This window comes from Methanococcoides sp. NM1 (assembly GCF_900774285.1).
GTDB classification, from domain to species: Archaea; Halobacteriota; Methanosarcinia; order Methanosarcinales; family Methanosarcinaceae; genus Methanococcoides; species Methanococcoides vulcani.
Window position 1 is genome coordinate 13,156 of record NZ_CAAGTW010000002.1, and the last position, 25,122, is coordinate 38,277.

At 43.8% G+C, this 25,122-nt stretch carries 26 protein-coding genes; 18 read left to right on the top strand and 8 right to left on the bottom strand.

Annotated elements, in window-relative coordinates; all coding sequences use genetic code 11:
- Position 1 precedes the first annotated feature (1 nt).
- The 7 genes from E7X56_RS01980 to ftsY all read left to right on the top strand — a co-directional run bounded on the left by E7X56_RS01980 (position 2) and on the right by ftsY (position 3,709).
- Positions 2 to 595 carry an alpha hydrolase gene (locus E7X56_RS01980; RefSeq protein ID WP_135604371.1) on the top strand — a complete coding sequence of 198 codons (594 nt, stop codon included), beginning with the start codon at positions 2 to 4 and terminating at the stop codon, positions 593 to 595.
- Between the two features lie 157 nt (positions 596 to 752).
- The gene (locus E7X56_RS01985; protein ID WP_135604373.1) at positions 753 to 908 is read left to right on the top strand and encodes a 50S ribosomal protein L39e; all 156 of its coding nucleotides are present in this window, start codon (positions 753 to 755) and stop codon (positions 906 to 908) included.
- 10 nt (positions 909 to 918) lie between these two features.
- A complete protein-coding gene (locus E7X56_RS01990; protein ID WP_135604375.1) occupies positions 919 to 1,185 on the top strand; it encodes a 50S ribosomal protein L31e in 267 nt (88 codons plus the stop codon).
- A gap of 48 nt (positions 1,186 to 1,233) precedes the next feature.
- Positions 1,234 to 1,887, top strand: coding sequence for a translation initiation factor IF-6 (locus E7X56_RS01995; protein WP_135604377.1), 654 nt, complete (start codon positions 1,234 to 1,236; stop codon positions 1,885 to 1,887).
- A gap of 43 nt (positions 1,888 to 1,930) precedes the next feature.
- Positions 1,931 to 2,107, top strand: a complete 177-nt coding sequence (gene rpl18a, locus E7X56_RS02000; RefSeq protein ID WP_135604379.1) for a 50S ribosomal protein L18Ae — start codon at positions 1,931 to 1,933, stop codon at positions 2,105 to 2,107.
- A 5-nt stretch (positions 2,108 to 2,112) separates the two neighbouring features.
- The gene (gene pfdA, locus E7X56_RS02005; protein WP_135604381.1) at positions 2,113 to 2,529 is read left to right on the top strand and encodes a prefoldin subunit alpha; all 417 of its coding nucleotides are present in this window, start codon (positions 2,113 to 2,115) and stop codon (positions 2,527 to 2,529) included.
- 58 nt (positions 2,530 to 2,587) lie between these two features.
- Entirely contained in the window at positions 2,588 to 3,709 is a 1,122-nt protein-coding gene (gene ftsY, locus E7X56_RS02010) for a signal recognition particle-docking protein FtsY (RefSeq protein WP_135604383.1), read from the top strand.
- Between the two features lie 134 nt (positions 3,710 to 3,843).
- On the opposite strand, the gene trpA is transcribed toward ftsY, so the two are convergent.
- From trpA to E7X56_RS02035, 5 genes are all read right to left on the bottom strand, one after another.
- Positions 3,844 to 4,626: a tryptophan synthase subunit alpha gene (trpA, locus tag E7X56_RS02015; RefSeq protein WP_135604385.1), complete on the bottom strand. Its 783-nt coding sequence runs from the start codon at positions 4,624 to 4,626 to the stop codon at positions 3,844 to 3,846.
- Between the two features lies 1 nt (position 4,627).
- Positions 4,628 to 5,812: a tryptophan synthase subunit beta gene (trpB, locus tag E7X56_RS02020; RefSeq protein ID WP_135604387.1), complete on the bottom strand. Its 1,185-nt coding sequence runs from the start codon at positions 5,810 to 5,812 to the stop codon at positions 4,628 to 4,630.
- 29 nt (positions 5,813 to 5,841) lie between these two features.
- On the bottom strand, positions 5,842 to 6,645 hold the full coding sequence (locus E7X56_RS02025) for an indole-3-glycerol-phosphate synthase (protein WP_135604389.1): 804 nt from the start codon (positions 6,643 to 6,645) through the stop codon (positions 5,842 to 5,844).
- Positions 6,646 to 6,712: 67 nt separating this feature from the next.
- A complete protein-coding gene (locus E7X56_RS02030) occupies positions 6,713 to 7,075 on the bottom strand; it encodes a hypothetical protein (protein WP_135604391.1) in 363 nt (120 codons plus the stop codon).
- A complete protein-coding gene (locus E7X56_RS02035) occupies positions 7,068 to 7,856 on the bottom strand; it encodes a hypothetical protein (RefSeq protein ID WP_135604393.1) in 789 nt (262 codons plus the stop codon). Before E7X56_RS02035 ends, E7X56_RS02030 begins: the two co-directional genes overlap by 8 nt.
- A gap of 242 nt (positions 7,857 to 8,098) precedes the next feature.
- Here E7X56_RS02035 and E7X56_RS02040 point away from each other — a divergent pair, with 242 nt between their 5' ends.
- From E7X56_RS02040 to E7X56_RS02075, 8 genes are all read left to right on the top strand, one after another.
- Positions 8,099 to 8,878 (top strand): archaellin/type IV pilin N-terminal domain-containing protein, encoded by a 780-nt coding sequence (locus E7X56_RS02040; RefSeq protein WP_135604395.1) that lies wholly within the window; start codon positions 8,099 to 8,101, stop codon positions 8,876 to 8,878.
- Positions 8,879 to 8,918: 40 nt separating this feature from the next.
- Entirely contained in the window at positions 8,919 to 9,701 is a 783-nt protein-coding gene (locus E7X56_RS02045; protein ID WP_135604397.1) for an archaellin/type IV pilin N-terminal domain-containing protein, read from the top strand.
- A 208-nt stretch (positions 9,702 to 9,909) separates the two neighbouring features.
- The gene (locus E7X56_RS02050; RefSeq protein WP_135604399.1) at positions 9,910 to 10,851 is read left to right on the top strand and encodes a hypothetical protein; all 942 of its coding nucleotides are present in this window, start codon (positions 9,910 to 9,912) and stop codon (positions 10,849 to 10,851) included.
- A gap of 108 nt (positions 10,852 to 10,959) precedes the next feature.
- Complete coding sequence (locus E7X56_RS02055) at positions 10,960 to 11,202, top strand: thioredoxin family protein (protein ID WP_135604400.1); 243 nt, start codon at positions 10,960 to 10,962, stop codon at positions 11,200 to 11,202.
- 13 nt (positions 11,203 to 11,215) lie between these two features.
- Positions 11,216 to 12,136 (top strand): thioredoxin-disulfide reductase, encoded by a 921-nt coding sequence (gene trxB, locus E7X56_RS02060; RefSeq protein WP_135604403.1) that lies wholly within the window; start codon positions 11,216 to 11,218, stop codon positions 12,134 to 12,136.
- An 83-nt stretch (positions 12,137 to 12,219) separates the two neighbouring features.
- A complete protein-coding gene (locus E7X56_RS02065; RefSeq protein ID WP_135604406.1) occupies positions 12,220 to 12,612 on the top strand; it encodes a DUF2111 domain-containing protein in 393 nt (130 codons plus the stop codon).
- Between the two features lie 75 nt (positions 12,613 to 12,687).
- Positions 12,688 to 13,575, top strand: coding sequence for a serine/threonine-protein kinase RIO2 (locus E7X56_RS02070; RefSeq protein ID WP_135604407.1), 888 nt, complete (start codon positions 12,688 to 12,690; stop codon positions 13,573 to 13,575).
- A gap of 46 nt (positions 13,576 to 13,621) precedes the next feature.
- Positions 13,622 to 15,598, top strand: a complete 1,977-nt coding sequence (locus E7X56_RS02075) for a DUF460 domain-containing protein (protein ID WP_135604409.1) — start codon at positions 13,622 to 13,624, stop codon at positions 15,596 to 15,598.
- Positions 15,599 to 15,664: 66 nt separating this feature from the next.
- On the opposite strand, the gene E7X56_RS02080 is transcribed toward E7X56_RS02075, so the two are convergent.
- Positions 15,665 to 16,210, bottom strand: coding sequence for a ferredoxin domain-containing protein (locus tag E7X56_RS02080; RefSeq protein WP_135604411.1), 546 nt, complete (start codon positions 16,208 to 16,210; stop codon positions 15,665 to 15,667).
- Positions 16,211 to 16,299: 89 nt separating this feature from the next.
- Between E7X56_RS02080 and E7X56_RS02085 the strand changes: the two genes are divergently transcribed.
- The 3 genes from E7X56_RS02085 to E7X56_RS02095 all read left to right on the top strand — a co-directional run bounded on the left by E7X56_RS02085 (position 16,300) and on the right by E7X56_RS02095 (position 21,600).
- Positions 16,300 to 16,905, top strand: a complete 606-nt coding sequence (locus E7X56_RS02085) for a molybdenum cofactor guanylyltransferase (RefSeq protein ID WP_135604413.1) — start codon at positions 16,300 to 16,302, stop codon at positions 16,903 to 16,905.
- Between the two features lie 606 nt (positions 16,906 to 17,511).
- Entirely contained in the window at positions 17,512 to 18,336 is an 825-nt protein-coding gene (locus tag E7X56_RS02090) for a CbbQ/NirQ/NorQ/GpvN family protein (protein ID WP_135604415.1), read from the top strand.
- Positions 18,337 to 18,342: 6 nt separating this feature from the next.
- Positions 18,343 to 21,600 (top strand): nitric oxide reductase activation protein NorD, encoded by a 3,258-nt coding sequence (locus E7X56_RS02095; protein WP_135604417.1) that lies wholly within the window; start codon positions 18,343 to 18,345, stop codon positions 21,598 to 21,600.
- A gap of 9 nt (positions 21,601 to 21,609) precedes the next feature.
- Here E7X56_RS02095 and E7X56_RS02100 read toward each other — a convergent pair whose 3' ends face one another.
- Both E7X56_RS02100 and E7X56_RS02105 read right to left on the bottom strand, forming a co-directional pair.
- Positions 21,610 to 22,845: an MBL fold metallo-hydrolase gene (locus E7X56_RS02100; protein ID WP_135604419.1), complete on the bottom strand. Its 1,236-nt coding sequence runs from the start codon at positions 22,843 to 22,845 to the stop codon at positions 21,610 to 21,612.
- Between the two features lie 22 nt (positions 22,846 to 22,867).
- The gene (locus E7X56_RS02105) at positions 22,868 to 25,090 is read right to left on the bottom strand and encodes a DNA topoisomerase I (RefSeq protein ID WP_135604421.1); all 2,223 of its coding nucleotides are present in this window, start codon (positions 25,088 to 25,090) and stop codon (positions 22,868 to 22,870) included.
- Positions 25,091 to 25,122 lie beyond the last annotated feature (32 nt).

The following is a 25,122-nucleotide window of genomic DNA, read 5'->3' on the forward strand; positions in this document are numbered from 1 at the left end:
CATGAAAGCTCAGGTACTGTTCAGTGGAGGAAAAGACAGTTCATTGTCGGCAATATTGCTTGCTCCCTTCTTTGATGTCGAACTTGTGACCTGCAGTTTCTCGATCCTTCCGGTTGGGGAAGTTGCAAAGGTTGCCGCAGATGAGCTGGGTTATTCCCACAGGGTACTGGAACTTGACAGAGGCATATTGGAATCCGCTTTGGATATCATAATAGATGATGGTTATCCAAGAAACGCTATCAATTACATACACAAGACCGTGATCGAGACACTTGCAAAGGAAGAGGATGTCTCTTTGATCGCGGATGGTGTCAGGCGCGATGATCGTGTTCCAAAACTGACCGATGCAGAAGTTCGAAGCATAGAGGACCGGTTCGGCGTAAGTTACATATGCCCTCTTCATGGGTATGGTAGAAGTGCCGTTAATTTACTGGTGAGCCGATATCTGGTGATCGAAGAAGGTCAAAGTGACAGTATTGCAAAAGCAGACTATGAAACTGAGCTTCGTGAACTGATAAGGCAGCAATATGGTGATGAAAAAGTACTTGAAATATTTCCGGAGCATGTTCAATCAAGGGTTGTCAGGCGTGTCTGATAGTCTGATGATGTTTTGGATGAGCAATTTGATAAGCAATTTGTTATGTGAAGGCAGGAACCTATCGTACATAGATTAATAATTTATAGGATAATCGATTTATAGACGCAAATCTTTTAGATTGGCGTTACAATTAATCAATTCACAGGTGAGATAAGTGAGCCACAATACAAAAGGACAGAAAATGAGGTTGGCAAAGGCGCACAACCAGAATCAGCGCGTTCCAACCTGGGTTATCATAAAGACTAACAGACACGTTGTTAGCCACCCTAAGAGAAGACACTGGAGAAGAAATAGTTTAGATGTAAAGTAAGGTGATGACAATGGCAGAAGACGCGGTAAAGGAACAGATCTATACCATACCACTTCGTCAAGCAAAGCTTGCACCAAGGTGGAAACGTTCCAACAGAGCAGTTTTACTTATCAGGAAATATCTGATAAGACACATGAAGGCAGAACCTTCACAGATTAAGATCGATGCATCTATCAACCACAAGGTTTGGGAGAAAGGTTCTCAGAAACCACCATCCTCAATACGCATTCGTGCAGCTAAGTTCGAAGATGGCGAAGTTCAGGCAGAACTTGCCTGATCCTTCTTTCGATGATGGATAACATTCAACAAAAGTATAAGGATAATAATGATCAAAACCGTGAACATTTACGACAATCCCGTTTTAGGGGTTTTTGCCACATGCACTGAGGATGTGGCAGTTGTTCCTATTGGTACAACTAAGAAGGCCATTGATCTGCTTGCAGAACTGCTTGATGTCAGGGTTATCTCTACACTGGTAAATGGCAGTACTGTTGTAGGTTCCCTTTCCAGGGGCAACTCTAATGGTTTTTTACTATCCAGGGATGCCAGTGTCAACGATCTTAGAGATGTTGATGTCCCTGTGGAAGTGCTTCCAGACAGGCTCACTGCCACTGGAAACGTGATATTGGCAAATGATACGGCTGCACTGGTGCATCCGGATATCAGTGACAGATCCATAGAAGTTATATCAAGGGTTCTTGGTGTGGATGTTCACAGAGGCACAATTGCAGGCCTCGGTACGGTTGGAATGTCTGGCGTAGCTACTAACAAGGGACTTCTGGTTCACCCAATGGTGACGCAGGAGGAATTTGCTCATCTTGAGGAAGTATTCGGACTTTCTGTGGATGTGGGAACTACAAATTATGGTTCGCAGGCAGTAGGTTCCGGATTACTGGCCAACTCGAAAGGATATGTGGCAGGTTCCAGTACAACAGGGCATGAGCTAGGTAGGATAGAGGATGCTCTGTTCTTTGATTGATCATATTATTGTTAAATAAAAATTATAAAACAGGTGATTCCGTATGCAGAATTATGTTGTCAAAGGCACATTCAAAGCAGGTCATTCTTGGGAAAATTTCACTAAGACCGTTGAGAGCCAGAACGAGAAGAACGCTCGTGAAAAGACGTATTCCACTTTCGGCAGTAAACATGGTATTAACAGATCATTGATCAAGATCGATAGTGTCGTAGAGGCGTGAGGCACATGTCAGAAGTAAGTGAGCAGGATGTGAGAAATCTCGCAGTTCAGCATCGCGAGCTCCAGAATCAGGCAGAATCTCTGCAGCAGCAGATGGGAATGGTTCAAATGTCCATCGAAGAGTGCACACGTGCTATAGGAACTCTCGAGGAACTTGAGGCTGTTTCCGGCAGTATCAACACGATGCTTCCTCTTGGAGGCGGGACTTTCGTACATGCAAATGTCGCTAACGTCGAGAAGGTCGTTGTAAGTGTTGGTGCAGGTATAAGCGTGGAGAAATCCCCTGCTGAAGCAAAGGAACTCCTTAATCAGCGCAAAGAAGAGCTAAGTAAGGTAGTTGAACGCTTGAATGGATCAATTGCTCAGGTCGGACAGCGTATCCAGTCCATTGAATCTATGGCTGGTAACAGAAGTCCGCAGTGATCCTGTTCATGAAGTTCTGATACTCTTTTTATTTTTATTATTTTAAGGATGAGTTTGCGTGTTCAATAAACTCAAGGATAAACTCAGTAATTTCAAACAATCGATCGGAAAGACGATCGATGAGAAAGCAGTTGATCTTGAAGAGCCAGTGATAGAATCTGTTGAGGTGCCAGCTGAAGAATTGGTTGCCGAACCGATCGAAGAGTCCGTCATTCCGGAGGAACAAACTTCCACTCCTGAAGCTTCAATTACTCCTGCAGCCCAGCCTGAAGCAAAACCATCATTCAAGCAGAAGATAGGCTTTGCCCAAAAGGCAAAAGCCCTTGTTTTCGAACGAGAGGTCATACTGGATGAGGATGATATCGGCGATTCCCTCTGGGAATTGGAGATTGCATTGCTTGAAAGTGATATTGCGATTACTGTCGCTGAAGCCATTGTCGAAGCCGTCAAGGTAGAACTTGTGGGCAGCCGTAAAAAGATCGGAAGTAACACCGGTGAACTTGTGGAACAGGCGCTAAGGACTGCGATCTACAATGTGATGTCTGCCAATGTTTTTGACCTGGATGAATATATCGAGAAGGCTGAAAAGCCTGTTCATATAGTTTTCATTGGGGTCAACGGAACCGGCAAGACTACCACTATCTCCAAGATGGCAAAACGTCTGAAAGACATGAAATATTCTGTTGTCATTGCAGCAGGTGACACTTTCAGGGCAGGAGCCATTGACCAGATCGCTATCCATGCAGAGCGAATCGGTGTAAAACTGATAAAACATCAGGAAGGCGGCGATCCTGCAGCAGTTGTCTATGATGCTGTAGAGCATGCAAAGGCTAACAATGTGGATGTCATTCTTTCTGATACCGCGGGCCGAATGCACACCAATGTGAATCTCATGGCTCAGCTTGAAAAGGTCTGCCGTGTAAGCACTCCTGACCTTATCATCTTCGTTGATGAAGCCGTTGCAGGCAATGATGCTGTAGAGCGTGCAGAGCAGTTCAATGCTGTTGTCCCTATCGATGGGTCCATTCTGACAAAAACAGATGCAGATTCAAAAGGTGGCGCAGCGATCTCCATCGCATATATCACCGGAAAACCTATCCTGTTCCTTGGAATGGGTCAGGGGTATGATGATCTGATAAAATTTGATCCGCAATGGTTTGTGGATCAATTGTTCGAATGAACAAAATTTAATGAGCAAAATCAAACAAACAACATAAATTGAACAAAAAAGATCTTTGAGGATATCAAGGACCTTCTTTATTTCATTATTTTGTTTTACTTAACATTATGTTATTTTTTTAATTTATTTGATATTCATCGATCGACCTTACACCCGCTTTTAATATCATGTGCAAGTTCTTCAAGTCGTTCGTTAACATTGTCTCCGGATGCGATAATGTCCACGAAAGCAGATCCCACAATGACGCCATCGGCTCCTGCTGCAACCACTTTTGAAGCCTGTTCTCCGTTCGAGATTCCAAATCCGACTGCTTTTGGTATGTCAGTATTCACTCTGGAAAGTATCTGTGAAGTAGCATCTGTGACATCGGAACGTGCTCCTGTAACACCAAGTCTTGATACAATATAGACAAAGCCGGAACTTTTTTCCAGTAACATCTTTATTCTCTCATCTGTGGTAACAGGTGCTATCAGGAATATCAGGTCTACGCCGTTAGTAGAACATGATCTTGCAAGACCTTCACTTTCCTCTGCAGGCAGGTCTGGTACTATAAGTCCGCTAATGCCGAAATTTACACAATCGGTCACAAATTTGTCAAGACCCCGCTGGAATATCAGGTTATAGTATGTCATGCAGACAAGAGGGACATCAACATCAAGGGATGCAACAAGCTCAAAATACCTGTCAGGGTCCATTCCAGCTTCCAGTGCCCTTTCGGATGCTTCCTGTATTGTAGGTCCGTCTGCAACAGGGTCTGAAAAAGGCAATCCCAGCTCGATAATATCCGCACCGCCTTTTATAAGTGCATCAACGATCGCCGGTGTTGCCTCAATATTTGGATCACCTGCGCAAACATATGCCAGTAACGCAGCTTCATGCCTGGAACTAAGCTCATTGAACTTTGTAGATAATTTCATTTCACTCACCCCTGTCGATCTTTCGAACGGCTTCAAGGTCTTTGTCTCCTCTTCCTGAAAGGTTGATCACCACAAGTTCACCAAGCTCTCCTGATTCTGCTGCTTCCATGACATGAGCAACCGCGTGTGAGGATTCCAGTGCCGGGATAATGCCTTCCATAAGGCTTAGTTCGTGGAATGCTTTGAGTGCCATATCATCATTTGCCACACGTGGCGTAAGTCTGCCGATATCTGAAAGATGTGCCAGCTCCGGTCCAACTCCGGAATAGTCCAATCCGGCAGAAACAGAACTTGATTCCAGGATCTGTCCATGCTTGTCCTGCAGGATGCGTGTACAAGCTCCCTGAAGAACTCCTTCCTCTCCCACGGACAGTGAAGCAGAGTGCAGTGCGGCTCCTTTTGTATATTTCATGCCGCTACCTCCGGCTTCGACAGCAACGAGCTTCACATCCTTTTCCTCAATAAATGAATGGAAGATTCCCATGGCATTACTGCCGCCCCCTGTGCAGGCTACAATGGAATCGGGGTAACGACCTTCCTTTTCCATTATCTGCTGTTTGACCTCCTTTCCTATCACACTCTGGAAATCCCTGACCATCATTGGGTATGGGTGGGGTCCCACTACAGAACCTATCAGGTAGTGTGTGTCCTCTACATTTGAGACCCAGTCCCGTAAAGCTTCATTGATTGCATCTTTGAGCGTCTTTGAACCGGATTCGACAGGGTGTACCTCAGCTCCCATAAGCTCCATGCGATAAACATTCATTCGCTGCCGGATGGTATCTTTTGCTCCCATGTAAACGTGGGTCTGGAATCCCATGTTCGTGCCTGCCATGGCCGTTGCAGTTCCATGCTGGCCTGCACCGGTCTCAGCTACAAGTCTTGTTTTTCCCATGTATTTTGCAAGCAATGCCTGACCGATGGTATTGTTCAGCTTGTGCGCACCACCATGTACGAGATCCTCTCTTTTCAGGTAGATCTTAACACCGTACCTCTTGCTCATGTTCTTTGCATGATATAACGGAGTCTCACGCCCGGCAAAGTCCTTGAGGTAATAATCCAGTTCCTTCAGGAATTCGGGATCGTTCTTGTATCTTTCATATCCTTCCTCAAGCTCCTCAAGTGCAGGCATAAGTATCTCAGGGACAAATTGTCCTCCATACTTGCCATACTTTGGTCCACTCATATCATTTCCTCCTTATTGTCAATTGTATTTTATTCAAGAGCATCAACAAGCTCTTTCGTTTTGTTGTAAATATCGTCATTTTTCACGATGGTTGTTCCAATGAGTATCGCATCGGCACCAGCTGAAATCATCCTTCTCACATCATCTGCATCATGGACTCCGCTCTCACTTATGATGAGATGTTCAGTATCGCTTATGCGATCGTGTTCCTTTATGATCGGTATAAGTTCTTCTGTGGTTGCAATGTCCACTTGCATTGTTGTAAGGTTCCTGTTGTTAATTCCAATGATCCTTGCTGAGGTATCAAGCGCATTGAGCAGTTCCTCCTTGTTATGTACCTCTACCAGGGGTTCAAATCCCTTTGAACGCGCATGCTGAATGAATTCTTCAAGCTTCTCATTTAGAAGTCCTGCGATAAGCAGGATCAGGTCACTTTTAACCTCATCGAACTGGGCCTTATCAATTATAAAGTCCTTTCTCAGAACAGGCAATGATACCTCTTCCCTTACTGCCATCAGGTTGTCGATGGATCCCTCAAAAAATTCAGGTTCAGTTAGAACAGAGATCGCGACAGCACCGGCCTTTTCCATTTCTGTGGCTATTCTTTTTGCTTCTGTCGGATCTATCTCTCTTATTTTCATAGAAGGGGATGCTGGCTTTACCTCGGAAATGATGGGAGCTTTTCCTTTCTGTTTTTTTGATAATATCGAGTCGATTATCTTTTGCGTATTGGGAGTGAAACTTTCCAGTGGGGTTTCATTATTCTTGATCTTATAGAGTTCTTTGACCCTATTTTCAGTTGAATTGATAATTTCATGTATTGCAGAATGCATAATAACCACTTATGTACAACAATGCTCAATGATGTACATACATTTAATGGTATATACGTTTTGCGGATTATGGAAGACGTTCAAGCATTGTCTGCATCTTCTTTGTCCTTTTGTAGAACACCGAAGTTTCCTTTAAAAAGTTTGCAGCTATAAGTCCTTTGTCTGTAATGACGTACCCACCACGCTGTACTTTTTCAGCAAGGCCTTCAAACTGGAAAACAGTTTTCATCTTGCTCCCAATGCTTCCGCGATCGGCAACCTTGTCAGTATATTTTCTGATCTCCGCAAATTCTGTGATCTTCCCCTCATTCTTCTTCAGTACCAGCAGGATAATACGATATTGAATGTCTCCTGGTCCCTGGTTGACACCAAGTGACTGATAAAACCCAGCAACCTCTTTCTCAAAATCCAAATTGATCTTATCAGGCATTTACATCTACCTCAGGATCAAACTCGTCCATTTCATCGTAGGGTTCGTAGTGCTTTTCTTCGATCCCAAGTCTTTCTTGCAGTGTAAGTGGGGGGAAATAGGAAAGATATGCTAAGATCGTTCCGATCAGGACGAATATCCTTGCAACAAGTTGCATAACATCGATGTTCGTGATCATATCTATGAGCATGAAATCGATTACAAATGATATCGATACAAGTAATAATGTTGTATGATAAAGTTGCTTTTTTGAAACCTTCCTGAGGAATATCAATGTCATGATCCCCAATATCATGGCAGTCGGTAGTATGAACAATCCTGCAAGGTATATATTGATCGCAATATCGCTATTTACTGTGATGAGGGATGACCAGTATGAGACCCGTGGTTCCATTACTCCCTGGCTGAACAGGAGCATCAGGTATGCTAATCCGAAAGTAGAGAAAGCCAGTCCGGTAAATCCGCTTGTCTGCTTGCTTCCTGTAAGAATATACATTAAAGTATATACCAATGGTACAGAAATAAATGCGAAGGGTATTGCTGCTAAATAATACACAGACATGTCAAGTTCTACATTATGTGCGTAAGCAGCTATCATACGCAATGCTGTGAAAAAATATGTTATTGCTACAAGTGTCCACAGGGCTATCAATGCTCGGAGTGATGGTTTTGTTTTATTGTTCCATAATGGCTTGTTTTTTGTGATCACTGCAGCAAATGTAAAAGAGACAATTGCGATAGCAAAGCAGATCATTATGTTTAGAAGCAGTCCTGCACTCATCCTATTCCCCTTTCTTAAATAAACAATGACTTTTTGATATAAAAATATTCAATTTGTTTGTTTTGAGCATGTTCTTTGTTTGAAATTTCAAACCGGAGAGTATTTATAATAGATGTCTCATACTCATTATGATAATAATATCTTCCTGTACTATATAGCATTGTTTGTTCATGTTTAAACTTGAACACATATGTTATTGAGTACCTGATACCAACCCATTAATCGTAATTTGGAGAGCCAATATGAAATCTGGAAAGTTTATGAGAAAAGATTCCTGCGGACAGGTTGGTATTGGAACCCTTATTATCTTCCTCGCCATGATCCTTGTGGCTTCTGTAGCTGCCGGTGTACTCATCCAGACCTCCGGTGTCCTTCAGCAAAAGGCACAGGCTACTGGTACCCAGGCAACTGAGGAAATATCTTCCAACCTGAAAATAATAGGTATTGAAGGTATCCGGGCAAAGGACACGGGATCGAACATGTCCGATTCCATTGACCTGCTCAAGATAAGAATGGGTTTGAATGTTGGCACTACTGAAGTTGATCTTAGTACCCTTATTATTACGATTTCAGATGGTCAGGTGACAAATGATCTGGTCTATGGAAGTAATACTATGTTATACGGCAGCGAAATGGATGGTTTTACAGGCGATGTTAAAACCGGTGACCTTTCAGAACTGCTGAATAACACTCACGAGGTTGCAGGACCAAACATCGCCTCCTTCTTCACAGTCGAAAGAATGAGGGATGAGGACAATTCCTTAGCTGCCTCGACACCTGTACTGAACTCAGGAGATATTGCTATCATCTATATCGGAACTGCCAGTTCTGATGCAGTGAATTACACATACCTCGGAGATTTCAACGCTACAGAACCCGGCACAAGTCTGAAAGATTCCGGTTTGACCCTTAATTCAAGGACAACTGTGGATATTCAGATGACCCCGGAAAAAGGATCCCAGACGTTTTCAACGTTTATGATCCCGACTCTGAACGTGAACGAAAAATACATGATAAGATAAAATTCCAATGATCTAATTTAACCTATGAGGAGATGAATAAATGAAAGCAAACAGATATCTGATGAAAAAAGATGAGCGTGCACAGGTAGGTATAGGCACCCTTATTATCTTCATCGCAATGGTATTGGTAGCTGCTGTAGCTGCCGCGGTATTGATCCAGACCTCCGGTGTTCTTCAGGAAAGAGCACAGTCAACTGGTAAACAAGCTGCTCAGGAAGTATCATCCAACATGATGCTCAAGAGCATTGAAGGTGTAAGGTCTAATGACACTGATGGTTTAGCTGACACCGTTGACCTTCTTAAGCTCAAAGTAGCACTTAACATTGGTAGCTCTGACATCGATCTTAATCAGGTTGTCATTACTGTGACCGATGGTACGAATACGAACGATTTGGTCTATGCTGGCAACGACAAAACATATGTTACTGCTATGACTGGTTTCGATTCAGATAACACCGGTTTACAAAACACAGTTCAGTTACTTTCAAACAACACAACTGCTGCTAATGGTGACAACGGTAAGTATTTCTTTACTGTTGAGAAGATAAGGGATGAAGATGAGTCTTTCTCACAGGGTAGCCCAATTATGACCCAGGGAGATCTTGTTACAATCTACATCTCCACTGTATCCGCAGATTCAGCAGGAAACAAGAATGTTGGCAGTGATATCACTACAACTAATGATCTTGATGACACTGGTCTTACAATTGAGCCAAGATCAACACTCAGCATACTGATGACACCGGAAGCAGGTTCACCAACCAGTGCTGAGTTCACAGCACCATCCTTTGGTGTAGACACAAGCATCGGCCTCTGGCCATAAGGTGAATTAATTCACCTTATTCTTTTTTATTTTTAAGAGATTTAATTAGAAATTTACATTCTTTTGTGGCTATTAATTTATACTTGTTCTTTATATTAGCTTTAAGTCAGTAAGCTAAAAAAATAACGTGATGAAAATTGTATATAGTTGTATGCATATTAATAAATGCATAGCTTATACAAGGAGTTATTTTCATATGGTGGTATTGTTGGAAAAAACGTTTTTCTGTGCATTGATGTGCATGGTCCTATTACTTGTTGCCTGTAGCGGATGTCTGGGTTCAGGTTCTGATGAAGCGGTAAACGAAACTGTCACTTCATTTCTGACCTCGTTCAATGAGGGCGACATTGACACTGCATTCTCTTATTATGAAGGGAAGGATTTCCTTGTACCTGCTACACTGGAGATCAAATTCAAGAACAAGGACATTTTAACAGGCTCCATACAGCAGTTCGAACTGAAGGATACTACAGTGGATAGGGATGTTGGTTATACAACTGCAGTATGTGAGGTTACGCGTTTTGAAAAGAATAAAGCTGCTGGCACGGAACAAAAACTAATACACTTCAGGGTTCAGAAAGTTGGTGCCCTCTGGGTCATTACAAAAGTAAATCTTGATGGGCCGATATCTGCTTCTGAGACGCTTGAAAATGTAGAAGTTCCCGCTACACCGCTTGATCCTATTGTTAATAATATTCCTCTTATTTCAGGAGTAACAATTGCTGTGTTGGTTCTGGGGTTATACCTGAACAAAAAGGACAAGTCGAAGGGAGGTTCCGGTACTCCTGTGCTGGATATATCTACTGCTGTCCCGGTGGAAAAGGAAGCACTTGCACAGTTCATTAAGTTCGCACCGGCTCCCCAGTATTCTGCAGGCTCGAAGGCAGTAGTTGATGTGTGGGTCAAGAACTTCTCGCAGCAGCCATATGATAACTTAACGATCATTGCCAATTTCCCGGGAACTGTTAAAGTGAAGAAGCCTGCATTAGCATTTGGCAGCATTGGTCCGGGTGAGACTGTCAAGAAGACATGGAATGTCACGCCTTCGATTCCTGGTTGGGTGGCCATGGAAGAGCCAATGGTCGTTTTCGAATACGCTGGTGCCCGATATTCCGGACAGCTTGACCCGATCTGGCTTAATGTTCAGTAAAGATGGAAAGGGTTTGTAAACCTTTTCATTTTTCACTTTTTAGTGTGTATTTTTAAAAGATGAGTTACATATTATATTCTGTTGTTAACAAACTAGGGGAGGTTGTTTATGGTAAAAGTAACTCTTGTTCATGCTTCGTGGTGTCACGTTTGTCCTGCTGCTAAAAAGTTATGGAACGATCTCAGATCTGAACATGACTTTGATTATGAGGATATAGATATTGATACTCCGGAGGGCGAAGCACTCTCGGGAAAGTATTCGATCATGTCTGTTCCAACAACTATAATCGATGGTGAGGTCGCTTTTATAGGCGTCCCTGGCAGGGAAGAAGCGCTTTTGAAAATATCCTGATGGGGTAGTTCAAGTGGTTTATGATCTAATCATTGTAGGTGGCGGTCCGGGAGGTCTGTCTGCCGGAATATATGCGGTTCGTTACGGGTTGAACACACTCGTTCTTGAGAAAGGATTTGTCAGTGGTCAGATATCGACCACTGGTGAAGTAGAGAACTATCCGGGTTTTCCTTCTATAAGTGGTATGGACCTGATGGATAAGTTCTCCGAACATGCAAAAGCAGCCGGTGTGGTAGTTGAGAGCAGGGAAATTCTTGGAATCCGATCAGAGGGTGATCGTAAGATCGTCAGTACGGATTCCGGAGATCTGGAGACGCTCAGTGTTATAATTGCCACTGGTGCAAACCCGCGACATCTCGGAGTTCCCGGGGAGGAAGAGTTCCGTGGAAAAGGTGTTTCATATTGTGCTACCTGTGACGGTCCTTTCTTCAAAGGTCGCAATGTACTCGTTGTGGGTGGAGGCGAGTCTGCAATTACTGATGCCTTGATCCTTTCAGATATTGCTGCTTCTGTCTGTGTAGTACATCGCAGGGATGAGCTTCGGGCATCACAGGTACTCCAGGACAGGGCCTTTGCGAAGCCGAATATAGAATTCTCATGGGACACGGTCCTTGAGGAGATCATCGGTGATTCCGTTGTCAGGGAGGCTGTACTTCAAAATACCGTTTCCGATGAAGTATGGATAAGTCCCATTGATGGTGTCTTCATCTATGTGGGTGTTGAGCCTAACACTGAATTTACTGATGTTGAAAAAGACGATTACGGATTCATTGTGACAGATGAGAAAATGGCTACATCAGTGGATGGTATATTTGCAGTTGGAGATTGCAGGACAGCTATCCTGCGTCAGGTGATCACTGCTGCCAGCGATGGTGCGATTGCGGCATTCGGTGCTTATGAGTATGTATCCAATATGAACCACAAGGGTGAATAAATAGATATTTCTGTGGTCTTACCCTTTAGAAATACGTTAAAAACTAATAACTTAATCTTTTAATTTCAGGTGGGATGTAATAAATGATGTGTTTGAAGATTTGTCAGGATTCAACTTCAGAAGACCTTAAACCAATTGCGGAAGCGGTTCATTCGCTTCTGGGGATCCCTACTACTATCCGAAGCAAAAGCTTCCATGGGCTCCGAATGGAGAAAGGTCAGATAATCGATGATGATTATACTGGTCCTGTTCTTGAAGAGGTACTGGAAAAGAATACGATCATCAGGAAAGTTCCTATGGAAGGTGTCTATAAGGGTAAAGCTGTGGTCGTGGTCCCGATCAGGTCAAATGAAGGTGAAGTTTTAGGTGCTCTTGGTCTCGTGGACCTGGTGGCAGCTCTTGATATCCTTTCTGTCTTCCGTGAATACCCTGGCATCATCGATGAGGTGGAAGAGGCGAAAAAGCGTATATCATGATGGCATAAGGTCCTTTTCTTCTCATTTTTGATCTGGCAACAAAAAGCTCTTTAATATTCAGGACAATTACTGCCGATGATAGACGATGTACTCAAGGTCTTCAGGAAGCTGGATAGCAAAGACCTCCGAATTCTGACCGGTATTGAGATCGGGATGAAAAATTTTGAATGGGTCCCCCTCGAAGAGATCCGTAAATATACCAAACTTTCTTTCGATAAACTTGAGTTCAAGCTTCTCAGGCTTTTCAGATCCAACATGGTAGTGGGTACGAAAACTCCCTATGAGGGCTATCAGATCTATTTTGACGGCTATGATGCACTTGCATTGAACACATTTGTCAAAAGGGGTAGTGTCAGTGCCATAGGTGATGAGATCGGTGTTGGCAAGGAATCAGTGGTCCATGAAGCTATCAGGGAACCCGAGCTTGCCATTGCAGACCCTATACCTGTTATCATCAAGTTCCACAGGGAAGGAAGGACAAGCTTCAAACGCGTAAAAAGAGTGCGTGACCACCTTGTTGACCGTGAACACTTCTCCTGGATATATGCAGCCAGGCTTGCTGCCAAAAGGGAGTATGATATCATGCAGACATTATATGACAAGGTTTCAATACCTAAACCGCTTGATCACAACAGGCATGCAATTGTCATGGCTCCTGCAAAGGGAAGCATCCTTGTAAAGACCAGACTTCTTGAACCGGAATGGGTTCTCAATGAGATCCTTTCACAGATAAAAGTCGTTTATTCCCTTGGAATAATACATTCCGATCTTAGTGAGTACAATATCTTCGTAAGTGATGAAGGCGTGGAGTTCATAGACTGGCCTCAGTATGTTACAGTGGACCATCCGCATGCGGATGAGTTGCTTGAGAGGGATGTGTCCAACGTGTTGACACACTTCAGGCGGAAGTACAATCTTGGGGAGGATCTGGGTGAGGTCTTGCGTTCTATAAAAGAAGAATGATCTATATGCTATAGTTATATGCTATAGTCTCCCAATTTTAATTGTTATGTTTATGGAAAGTGGGGTAATATTCGGCATAGACATCGCAAAAGGCTCCTCCAGGGCCAGGGAGTTACCAAGGTATGCAGTTGCTGTGCTGAAAGTGGGGGAGGTAACCCATCATAAAATGGTGCGCCTTCCGCGTATATTGAAGATGGTTCGCGAAGACCATCCTGAATATATCGCAGTGGACAACATTTTTGAACTGGCTCCTAGCAAGAAGGAGCTTGTGCGTTTTCTTGAGAAGCTTCCTGAAGGTGTCCGGCTTGTACAGGTTACAGGGGGCCTGCATAAGAAATCCCTTTTACATCTTGCAAAGGAAAATGGACTATCCTTCAACCAGTTTAATCCCAACGAGGAGGCAGAAACATGTGCGCGTCTTGCAAGTATGGGGGTTGGCTCTGAAGTATCCCTTTTTGAAGATATCACGAAGATCAAGGTAAGTCGTGCCAGGTCGCTCGGACGTGGAGGCTGGAGCCAGAACAGATATCGTCGTAAGGTTCATGGGGCTGTGAGGGAAAGGAGTCGCGAGGTTGAGGCGATATTGAAGAAAGCTTCAAAAGAACACGGATATACGTATACAAGCAGGATATCCAGTGGATTCGGAGGTTATGTGCGTGCTGAGTTCACGGTATATGCAAAGAGGAATCAGGTTCCGGTTGGTTCCGGTTCCACTGCGGATGCCCAGATCCGTGTAAGCAACGTGGTGCGTGATAAGATCCAGTATACTCCTTTGACCAGGGTCAAAAGGCGCCCTACTATTGTGGGTATCGACCCCGGCACCACGGTAGGAATAGCTATACTCTCGTTCGATGCTGAGCTTCTGCTCTTGAAAAGTGTTCGTGGCATTTCCCATGATGAAGTTGTCAAGCTTATTGCGGAATATGGGAAACCGGCGGTCATTGCTACGGATGTCACACCAACTCCGGGTTCTGTGGAGCGGATCCGGCGCAGTTTCAATGCTGTGATAAGTACGCCTTCAACGGAAATTTCCTCTGAGGAGAAGATCGCCCTTGGGAGGCCCTATGGCTATTCCAATGACCATGAACGTGACTCTCTTGCTGCGGCTCTTTATGCTTACCGTAATTACAAGAACATGTTCTCGCGTGTTGAGAAGAAAGCACCTCCGCATCTGGACATGGATAAGATAAAACTGTATGTGATCCAGGGTGCTTCCATAGGTGAAGCTATCGAGAAAGTTTCCGGGGTGCCGGTTCCCGAGAAGAAACCTGTGAAGGTATTGGAAACTCCTGATGAAGATACTAAAGAAAGGGACAGGAAAATTTCAGAGAAACTTAAGTTAAAAGATACTCAGATCAGCAATCTCCGGGATTATCTCCAGGAACTTAAGAAGGAGTTGAAGTCAAAGGATAAGCGTATCTCAAAACTTGAACTTAAACTGGAGAAGATGAGGGAAGCTAATCATCTTCAGATTCGTAAGGACAAGGAGATCGAGATACGTGAACATAAGATCTCAGTTCTGAAGAAAGACCTGCGCAGGTCTAAAAAGTCATTAAAAAAGGCCCATTCCAACATCAAGAAATTGAAGCAGATAAGAAAGATGGAGATCAAGGGTGAGGGGATCCCTGTAAAGATTCTTCTGTCCTTTACCCGTGAGGCTATTTTAGAAACAAAGGACCATCTTGGCATCAAGAAAGGGGATGTTATCTTCCTTCAGGATGCAAGCGGTGGCAGTACAGTGACAGCTTCAATGGTAGTTGAACTGGGTGTTCGTGCTGTGATCACTTCCTCGGATGTGACCTATGCTGCAGAAGATGTTTTCTTCAGGGCAAATCTACCTTTGCTCAAAAATGTCAGGATACAGAGAGTTGACGATTTTGCAGTGGTGGACCCTGCCCATCTTCAGGAAGCCCTGGATGGGTGGGAGAAAGAAGCTGAGATAAAGCGTCAGGAAGAAAAAGAAAAGAAATTGAAGCATCTTGTGGATGAATATCGAAGTGAGAGGCGCAGGGGTCTTACCTGACCGGCTGTGATTCTCTCTTGTTGCTTTACCTTGAAGTTTTCATCTTTTTATTTGGTTCTGGAATTCTTATTTCCTGTCAAAGAACAGGTTCTTGCCCTTAATGCTGAGGGGCATTCCACACGCGATGTCAGCATCCAGAAGTCCGGCTGACAATGCTCCGGCACCCACCGAGTACATTACCCTGTTGTCAATACAGAGGTCCTTTGCCTTTGCAGCAGCACTTCCCAGTGCAATACCCATGTCGATGTACTTGAAAGAACAGTGCGGACCTGTAAAATCAACATTTACCTTTGAATGCTGGAGCATATCCTTGCAGCTTTCAAAACCACAGGCTCCACAGTTGAGACCTACGACACTTTCGGTCTTGAAACCGATAAGTAATACTGCATCTGCATTGCGTACATTCTGCGCATCACGTTTGAAGAATGCAAATCCTTCTCCTTTCCTGTCTGGCATTTCTTCCATGGCAGAAGCAAGGACCTCGACATCTTCCGTTTCCAGTAATGCTGTTACAATATCGTCCTTTCCTTTTGCTTTAGGCGCTGTCCTTGCTGCAACAAGTATTGTCTTTGCAAGCATCTCAATAGTTTCGGATTCAGGATTCAGTTTCATGAACATATTTATGTTATTTCCAGACTTAATAATTTCTGTGTAAAGCTATACACATCTTTTTGTATTATCGTTCTCAATTACAATTTAAGATGACACTATCAGCATTGATCCTTGCAGGCGGGCGTGGAAGGCGTCTTGGAAATGTGGAAAAGGCCCTGATGAATTGTGAAGGGAAGTCCGTACTGGAAAGAACGATCAATATACTCGACGATATAGTTGATGAAGTACTGGTATCTGTCAGGGATGAAGGACAGGAAAAAGAGTTTAAGGCTCATGCCTGTGGAAAAAAGATGGTCCTTGACAGCTATTCTGACATAGGACCCCTGGCAGGAATTCTTGAAGGCTTCAAAGCGACAAAGGGTGAATATATCTTTGTGACTGCATGTGACATGCCTTTTATTGATCCGAAAGTTGTTGAGTTCATGTTCCAGTGTGCAGAAGGGCATGATGCAGCGGTACCTTTGCGTCCGGATGGTTCCATGGAGCCATTGTGTGGGGTCTATCGTGTTGAGCCGATGTTACCTTTGATCGAAAGGTCGATAAGCTCAGGGAAGAGGTTCATACTTGCACCTGTCTTTGAACTGGATGATGTTGTGGGTGTTGAAATGGAGAATATTCGTGAGGTAGATCCGCAGTTAAAGACATTTATCAACATCAACACTTTTGATGATATAGATGAACTGAATATTTGTTGATATATCGTTACATTTTGTCTTTTTATTTCGGATTTCTAAAATCGGTACAATTAAGTTATTTTTGATGTTTCTTTTAGATACTGTTTTTTCCGAAATTTATACAAAATCTATTTATATAATTATTCCTCATAATTATTATGGGAATGTTAATACATCCCATAAATGCAGGCAATTAAGCCTGATACAAGAGGGGAAAACTTTGAGAGATTCAGAATCAGGACAACAGGAAGAAGAGTCTGGGCAGATGATGTACGAAGAAGAATGTGATGGGTTCTATTCAAGTTCAGGACAGGCATTTATCAGGATACCGATGAAATAATTGGACTTCCAATGTTTATCCCATATATGATTGATTAATTGATCGGTCTATTTGGTGTATCTGATATTAAGCAGACTTGTTCAGCAAAAGGAATTATCTTTTTTAATTTCTTCTTTTTGCTTTTCACTATTTTATTTGATTTAATTAATACCATTTTCATCTAAGTTTCAATGATATCACTCAAAATTTACTTTATCTCATTTTGTTTTCGATCCACCTCTTTCGTCTGCAAAACGTTATCAACTTTAAATACTAAAATTATATCAAAAAGTTAAAGAGTGATCCCAATGACCAATATTATCTGTTCCCAGCAGCGTGTTGAAGAATGTGTTATCAAAGAAGAACCATACTACGTTCCTGTCGGAAATGAGGTCGAGATCTTCAGGGCTGCTTATGAAAATAAACTGCCTGTCAGTCTCAAAGGACCAACCGGTTGCGGGAAAACACGTTTTATCGAATATATGGCCTACCATCTGGGGCGTCCTCTTATTACGATCTCCTGTCATGAGGACTTGACAGCTAACGATCTTATTGGCAGGTTCCTGATAAAAGGTGAAGGAACCGAATGGAACGATGGTCCCTTAACAGCTGCTTTGAAGAACGGTGCTATCTGCTACCTTGATGAGTTCGTGGAAGCAAGGATGGATACGAGAGTAGTAATTCATCCGCTTACAGATGACAGGCGTATTATGCCTGTTGAGAAAATGGGTATTGTGCTCCAGGCACCACCTGAGTTCATGCTTACCATCTCTTACAATCCGGGATATCAGAGTGTGCTGAAGGACCTGAAGCAGAGCACAAGGCAGAGATTTGTTTCCATCGACTTTGACTACCCACCGGTTGAACTGGAAACCGATATAGTTGCTCATGAAAGTGGCGTGGATGAGGAAACTGCCCGAACACTTGTGGATATTGGACACCGCATACGTAATTTCAAGCAACATGGTCTTGAGGAAGGAGTAAGCACCCGTCTTCTCATATATGCAGGCATGCTTATCAGGTCCGGGGTAGAACCAAGGGAAGCATGTAGGGTCGCTATGGTCAAGCCTATCACCGATGATGCTGATCTCCAGAAAAGCATAGATGAGATCATATCAGCTATCATGGAGTGAAGGTAATTGTCGCAGGATGAAGGGGAGGTCGTTCATCTTAATGATGTAATTAATATCTTGGATTCAGCAGGTCTGCTCGAGGACCTGTCAGAAGTTGAAATCTCTGAAATCTCTGCTGAATTTGAAAAAATGCCTCTGCAATGGCTTACACTTTTCAGAAAACAACCATCCCGGTTTGTAGAATGGTTCTCTATCTGGAAAGCTTCACTTTACAAGGATAAGGACCTTGAAAATGTCTACTTCTTGGACACATTTCCTGTTTTCCTTGATATCAGTTCTACCGCTTTCAGCGAATGGATCAAACTGGCCACAGAGCTTAATTCTTTGAATTCCAGTGTCGGGAAGGTATTTCTGGAAAATATCAAAAAGCTTGTGTCTTTGATGGATCAGGAGCTTTTAGACATCTGGTATCCGATGGTGCAGGATATTGCCGGGAGGAAATGGAGAGTTGCTATCGAGCTTATTGAGGGGACTGTAAATGTTCTTCCTGCTCTCCCAAAGCACCAGAGAAAATTGCTTTTGCTTTCATCAAAGGAATTCAGGAATATTGATCTTCAGCTGTTCCTTACATTCTTTACCAGTGCACCTCTTGCATTAGCTGTACTCAGCAAAAGCGAGTTTGATAAATGGACATATCTTGGAGGAGAACTTGCTGTTGAAAACGGTGATGTTGCCAGCTTATTCCTGAAGATAACTCCAAAGTTCATTGGCAGGATCGACATTGATGATCTTGCGGAATATGTGGAAATGGGCAAAGTACTCTTTTCACATGCTGAACCTGAAGCTGCGAGAACTTTCTATGAAGCGGTTTTCAGGGGTTTGGGTAAAGATCTCCTAAGGTCTGACAAGGAAGAGACAATACATCTCATCGATATTGGTGTGCAATTAACTACTATCTGTTGGAGGTGTGTTGAGAGCTTTTTTGAGAATGCACCTGAGATGCTAATTCATCTGGAAAAAGAGGAGTTCGATGAGTGGGTCTCTATAGGGAAGAGCATTTCACAGATATCGACATTTTATGGCTCGGACTATTTCCACAGTTCTCTTTCTGTATTAAAGAACACCGATCGGAAATACTATCCGACATTATTCAACAATGCAAAGCTTCTGGCAGAAAATAACGGAATGCTTGCAGGTATCTATTTCTCTATCCTGTCAGATGTACTGCTCAATATACATCCCAGGGAGATCGAAAGATGGGTGCATACAGGTCTTGATGTCTTTGAAATTGACAGAGAAATGGCATTCAGTTTTTTCAGGAATTCCCCTGCATTGTTAAAGGACCTTGATGTTACAGAGCTCGATGAGTGGGCACGGAACGGTCTTTCCGTTTTTGAAGGAGATCGTGGTGGAGGCAGGTCTTATTTCTCGCTGAGATCAAAGAATGCAACGGAGTTTGCTGAAAAACTGATGAGTGGTGTGGCACTTAAGCGTGTTTCAAGGATCCTTAAGTATTACTCAGTGGGAATCTCAGGGATAAATTTTACAATACGTTCAAAGAGCTTCCTGTCAGGAGAGTTCAGCAAGTACCCCAATCCGATAGTATCCGGCAGGACGATCTATCTGGAACCAACGATTAAAGGGTATGGTGATTTTGAGGAGAACTTCACTATCTATAAGTTGAGTTTAATGCATGAAGTGGGACACATCCAGTTTGGAACTTCGGTTTTTGAGCTGGAAGACATTTTTCCACTGTTCGAAAAGATGGGTGTGGACCCTTGCGAGTTTCCTGAATGTGTAGGGGGGAATTCCGGCGTAGTTCCTCCCAGAGTTGCATCTGTCATCGGAAAATTTCCAGCTCCATTCATTGCTGCTGACATAATGGGAATTATAGAAGATGCAAGAGTGGAGTACATGACAACATCCCTTTACAGGGGATTGCGCCGGGAATTTGAAAAGGTCAGGATGCAGATGTCACAGAACAGAGCTCCAGATACATTTGGTATTGAAAAGTTCATTGAAGCTCTTTTGCTTTACTCTGTAGGTATCGAACCATCGTTTGAAATTGAGAGCGATCTCAAGGAAATTGTGGATCTTTCTCATGAAATACTTGTAAATAACGTTTTCAAACCTGATTCATCCACACTTGATTCACTTGAAGTATCAATTAAGATCTATGGTGTGCTTGCCAATCGTTTTGGTCCTCTGGAATTACTGGAATATGAACCTATAAGGAATTTTGATTATCGTGGAATGGGTGTTGGTGCGTCCTCTCTCACTCAATCTCGTAGTGAAGAGTTTTCGGAGCAGGTAATGGAATCTTTTATCCCGCAGACAGTCCTTCCGGATGACGAAGAGTTCATAGAGGGCAGACCGGGCAAAGGGCCGGAATATGCAAATTCGAAGAACTGGGAAGTGCTTGGTAGTTATAGTTATGATGAATGGGATTCCCGGATGCAGGATTATAAGAACGACTGGTGCACTGTCTATGAAGTATCCCCTTCAGGAAGTGACAATGAATTTTACCTTGAGGCCAGAGAGCATTATGCACGTGAGATCACTCTGATCAATCGTATCTTCAAGATGATGAAACCGGAATCATTCCGCAAATTACGCAGGCAACTGGATGGGGATGATTTTGATCTTGATGCTTTGATCGAGGCTTTTACTGACAGGAAGTGCGGTATCAATCCAACGGACCGTTTATACATTAGGAGGGACAAGCGGGAGAGGGATGTTGCTACTCTTTTCCTTCTGGACATGAGCGCATCAACGAGGAAGAAACTGGGAAATGGTCGTCGGATACTTGATGTGGAAAAAGATTCGCTTATAATAATGACCCAGGCCCTTGAGAGCATAGGAGATAAGTATGCAATAGCAGCCTTTTCCGGTAATACCAGGTCCGATGTTGAATTCTATACGATAAAGGATTTCAACGAGCACTTCTCAGAGGATGCGGAATGCAAGATAAGCGCTCTGGAACCTGCAATGAACACAAGGCTAGGTGCTGCGATCCGTCATTCTATTTCAAAGCTTAAGGACATCGATGCTAGGGTAAAGCTTCTTGTCCTGCTTTCAGATGGTGATCCTTACGATCTTGGTTTTGCTGACGGCAAATACGAAGGGCAGATGGCCATTGAGGACACAAGGGTTGCAATACAGGAGGGCAATGCACTTGGGATGCACTTCTTCTGTATTACCGTTGACAGTGAAGCAGAAGAGTATCTGGATTCCATCTTCTCAGATGTAGGGTACACTATAATCGATAATGCGGCTTCACTGCCGGAAAGGCTTCCGATGCTTTACAACAGGATAACTACCTGATATGTAAACTCAGATCATAACGTCTTCACCGTTGGCAGGAGCATATCCTTCTACACCGATCTCTTCATTTACCCATGTAGCGAAATCTTCAGCGTTCTCTCCGTGCATGGTGAAGACCTTCTCTCCGCCTTTGTCACAGAACTCTTTCACAAGCTGTTTTAACTCACGGTCGCCACAGTGGGATGAGAAATCATACTTTTCGACCTTCATGCGGACCTGCTGGATAACTCCATCGTTATCGATGATCCCGGTATCAAGCATCATCCTTCCATTGGTGCCTTCTACCTGGTAGCCTGTAAGCATGATCTTGGACTTCGCGTCTTTGTAGAGCTGGTTGATATAGTAAAGTACAGGTCCACCGTTTAGCATACCGGCAGTTGTCACGATCACGGATCCATGGAGTGGAACTTTTGATCTTTTTCTGCCTTTGACAAATGTTGCATTATCAAATGCATGTTTCAGGTGTGCCGGGTTCTTCAGGTAATCAGGATGGTTCATCAGGAGTTTGTAGATCCCGACTCCCATTCCATCCACATAGCAGGGGATGCCATGGTCACTGAGGAACATGAGTATTTCCTGTGTTCTTCCGATGGCGAAAGCAGGGATCAGGACATTGCCTCCCATGTCCAGTGTATCCTTCAATGAATCGATGAATTCCCTTTCAGTTTCCTTTCTGGAAGGGTGATCTTCATTGAAATATGTGCTTTCTGTTATGAGGGCATTTGCTTTTGGCAGTTCATCTGCTGCAGGTACAAGTCTTGTGTCAAGGGTGTTGATATCGCCGGTGTAAACAATGCTTTTTCCATCCTTTTCAAGATAGATCGCGGATGAGCCGGGTATGTGACCTGCATTATAGAACTGTGCGGTGTAACCGTGAGCATGGAATTCTATACCGGTGTCCACCTTGTTGGTATTCATTGTCATCTGCTGGAGTTCCCAGCCGCTATAAGGCACGGACCTCCCTTCTCTTTCTGCTATTGCAAGTGTGTCCTTTGCGAGTACATGTGCAAGATCTGCTGTTGGTGGTGTCATGAACACATCAGGTTTCATGTCCATGAGGTTTGCAACAGCACCACAGTGGTCCAGATGGCCGTGTGAAACAAAGACTGCTTTAGGATGGACTTCGCTCACAGGATAGAGTGGTGTCTCTCCCGGTTTGATCCCGTAATCGACCAGTATCTCATCGTTGACCAAGAGTGCAGAACGTCCAACTTCCTTACAACCGCCTTTGAATCCCAGTTTCATTTGTATCCCTTCTATTGTTTATTTATGCAACAGCTTCCTGCCACTTCATGATCTTCCCGACAGGTATGCTGGTGCTTTTTGAAAGTTCTATTGCGTTTACTTCACCAAGCTCATCTACAGTTGAAACGCCTGCGTCCTTGAGCTTTTCAGCTGTAACCTTTCCGATACCCGGAACATCCAGTATCTTCTCAGGTCTTGGTACTTCAGGCTGCTTGCGTTTCTCTTCTTCCTGTGTCTTCTTCCATTCGATGAAATTACATTGCGGGCAGCCAAGGTCCCATGGTCGTTTTCCGGCATTTATTATCTTAATATGGTAGATGCCGTGTTCCTCGCATATCTTATCGGTAACAATGACCTGTCCGCTCTTTGGAAGCGGGAGGGAGAAATTACAGTCAGGATACCCGTCACAGCCGATGAACCTCGAACCTCGTTTTGAGCGTCTGACTATAAGCTTTGAGCCACATTCTTTACAGATGCCGATGACCTTGTCTTCGCGAAGACCGGCACGTAATGATTCTGATATTTTCTCCTTATTTACCTCAAGTTCGGCAAATACATCATCAAGCATCTTCCTTGATTCGCTCAGGACATCCTCTTCATTGACCTTGCCTTCTGCAATACGGTCCATATTCTCTTCCAGCTTGCTTGTCATGTCATGCCTTGTGATCGTAGGGGCATATTCCTCAAGGGCCTCTACTACCGCAAAGGATGTTTTTGTAGGCTGGAGCGGATTTCCGTGGACGTATGCCCGTGAATAGAGCTTGCTGATGATCTCATGGCGTGTTGCTTTTGTGCCAAGCCCAAGCTCTTCCATGAGCTTGATAAGTCTTCCCTGTCCATACCTTCCGGGTGGCTGGGTCTCCTTGGATGTCATCTCCTTGCTCTTTATACTGAGCACATCACCTTCTTCAAGGGCAGGAAGCAGCCTGTCCTGTGGTGCATTGTATGGGTAGTACCATCTCCATCCTGCGTGAAGCAATCTGGCTCCGTTTGCTTTGAATTCCTCATCTTCAATGTCGAACCTTACCTTCAGGGTCTCCCACTCGGCCTCTTCAGCAAAGGTCGCAAAGAATCTCCTGACCACCAGTTCGTAAAGCTTCCATTCCTGGTCATTGAGCTCGCTCTTCTTTGCAAGTGATGCAGGATAGATAGGAGGGTGATCTGTGGTCTCTTTCTTACCACGGGTCGGAACAAGTTTTTCCTTGGCGAGCAGTTTTTCTGCATATTCCTTGAAAGTGCCTTTCTTGAATACTTCGATCTGTTCTCTCAGGTCGATGGATGCCGGATAGACCGTGTTGTCAGTTCTCGGGTATGAAATGAAACCGCTTGTATAGAGTGATTCTGCGATTCTCATGGCATTGGCAGCGCTATAACCGATGGAACTTGCAGCGCCTATGAATTCGGTAGTATTGAATGGAGTAGGTGGCTTGTCCTTCTTCTTTGATTTGACAACTGAGGAAACCGTTGCATTGTCACCTATGATGTCCATTATCTTTTCAGCTTCGGTCTTGTCCCAGAACTTCGGGGTCTTGTGCTGAACCTCGAAGAGTTCACCACTCTTGCCCTTGAGGGTGGCAAATATTTCCCAGTATGGTTTTGAAACGAAAGCCTGTCTTTCTTTCTCCTTGTCGACTATCAGTGCAAGGGTCGGTGACTGTACCCGTCCTACAGATAGGAAAAGCTTACCTAACCTGCCTGCTGAAATGGAAAGGTATCTTGTGAGCGATGCACCCCATACGAGGTCGATGACCTGTCTGGAATGACCTGCATCAGCAAGATCGAAGTCAATGGCTGCAGGATTTGCAAAAGCATCATCGATCTCCTTTTTTGTAATTGCACTATAGAACACACGGTCAAAGTCCACTTCCGGGTTCACTTTCTTGATGATCTCCAGTGCTTCGACACCAATAAGCTCTCCTTCCCTGTCGTAGTCAGTAGCAATGGTGACGTGTGTTGCTTCCTTTCCCAGTTTTTTAAGGGCACTCACGATCTTCACATGTGTAGGTGTAGTAATGACCTCCGCATCGATGAGCTCTCTTGACTCTACTTTCTGCCAGTTGTTATATGCTTTAGGGAAGTCCAGCTGGACTATGTGTCCACTAAGCCCCATAACGACGGTCCTGTCATCGGCATTGAACTCGTAGGTATCCATTCCGCTGACGCGTACCTGCTTTGGCTTCTTCGGGGCAAGGATACTTGCTATCCTTTTGGCCGCAATGTGTTTTTCTGCTATGATAAGATGCATCGAAAACTCCGGTATTATGATTTATAAATATA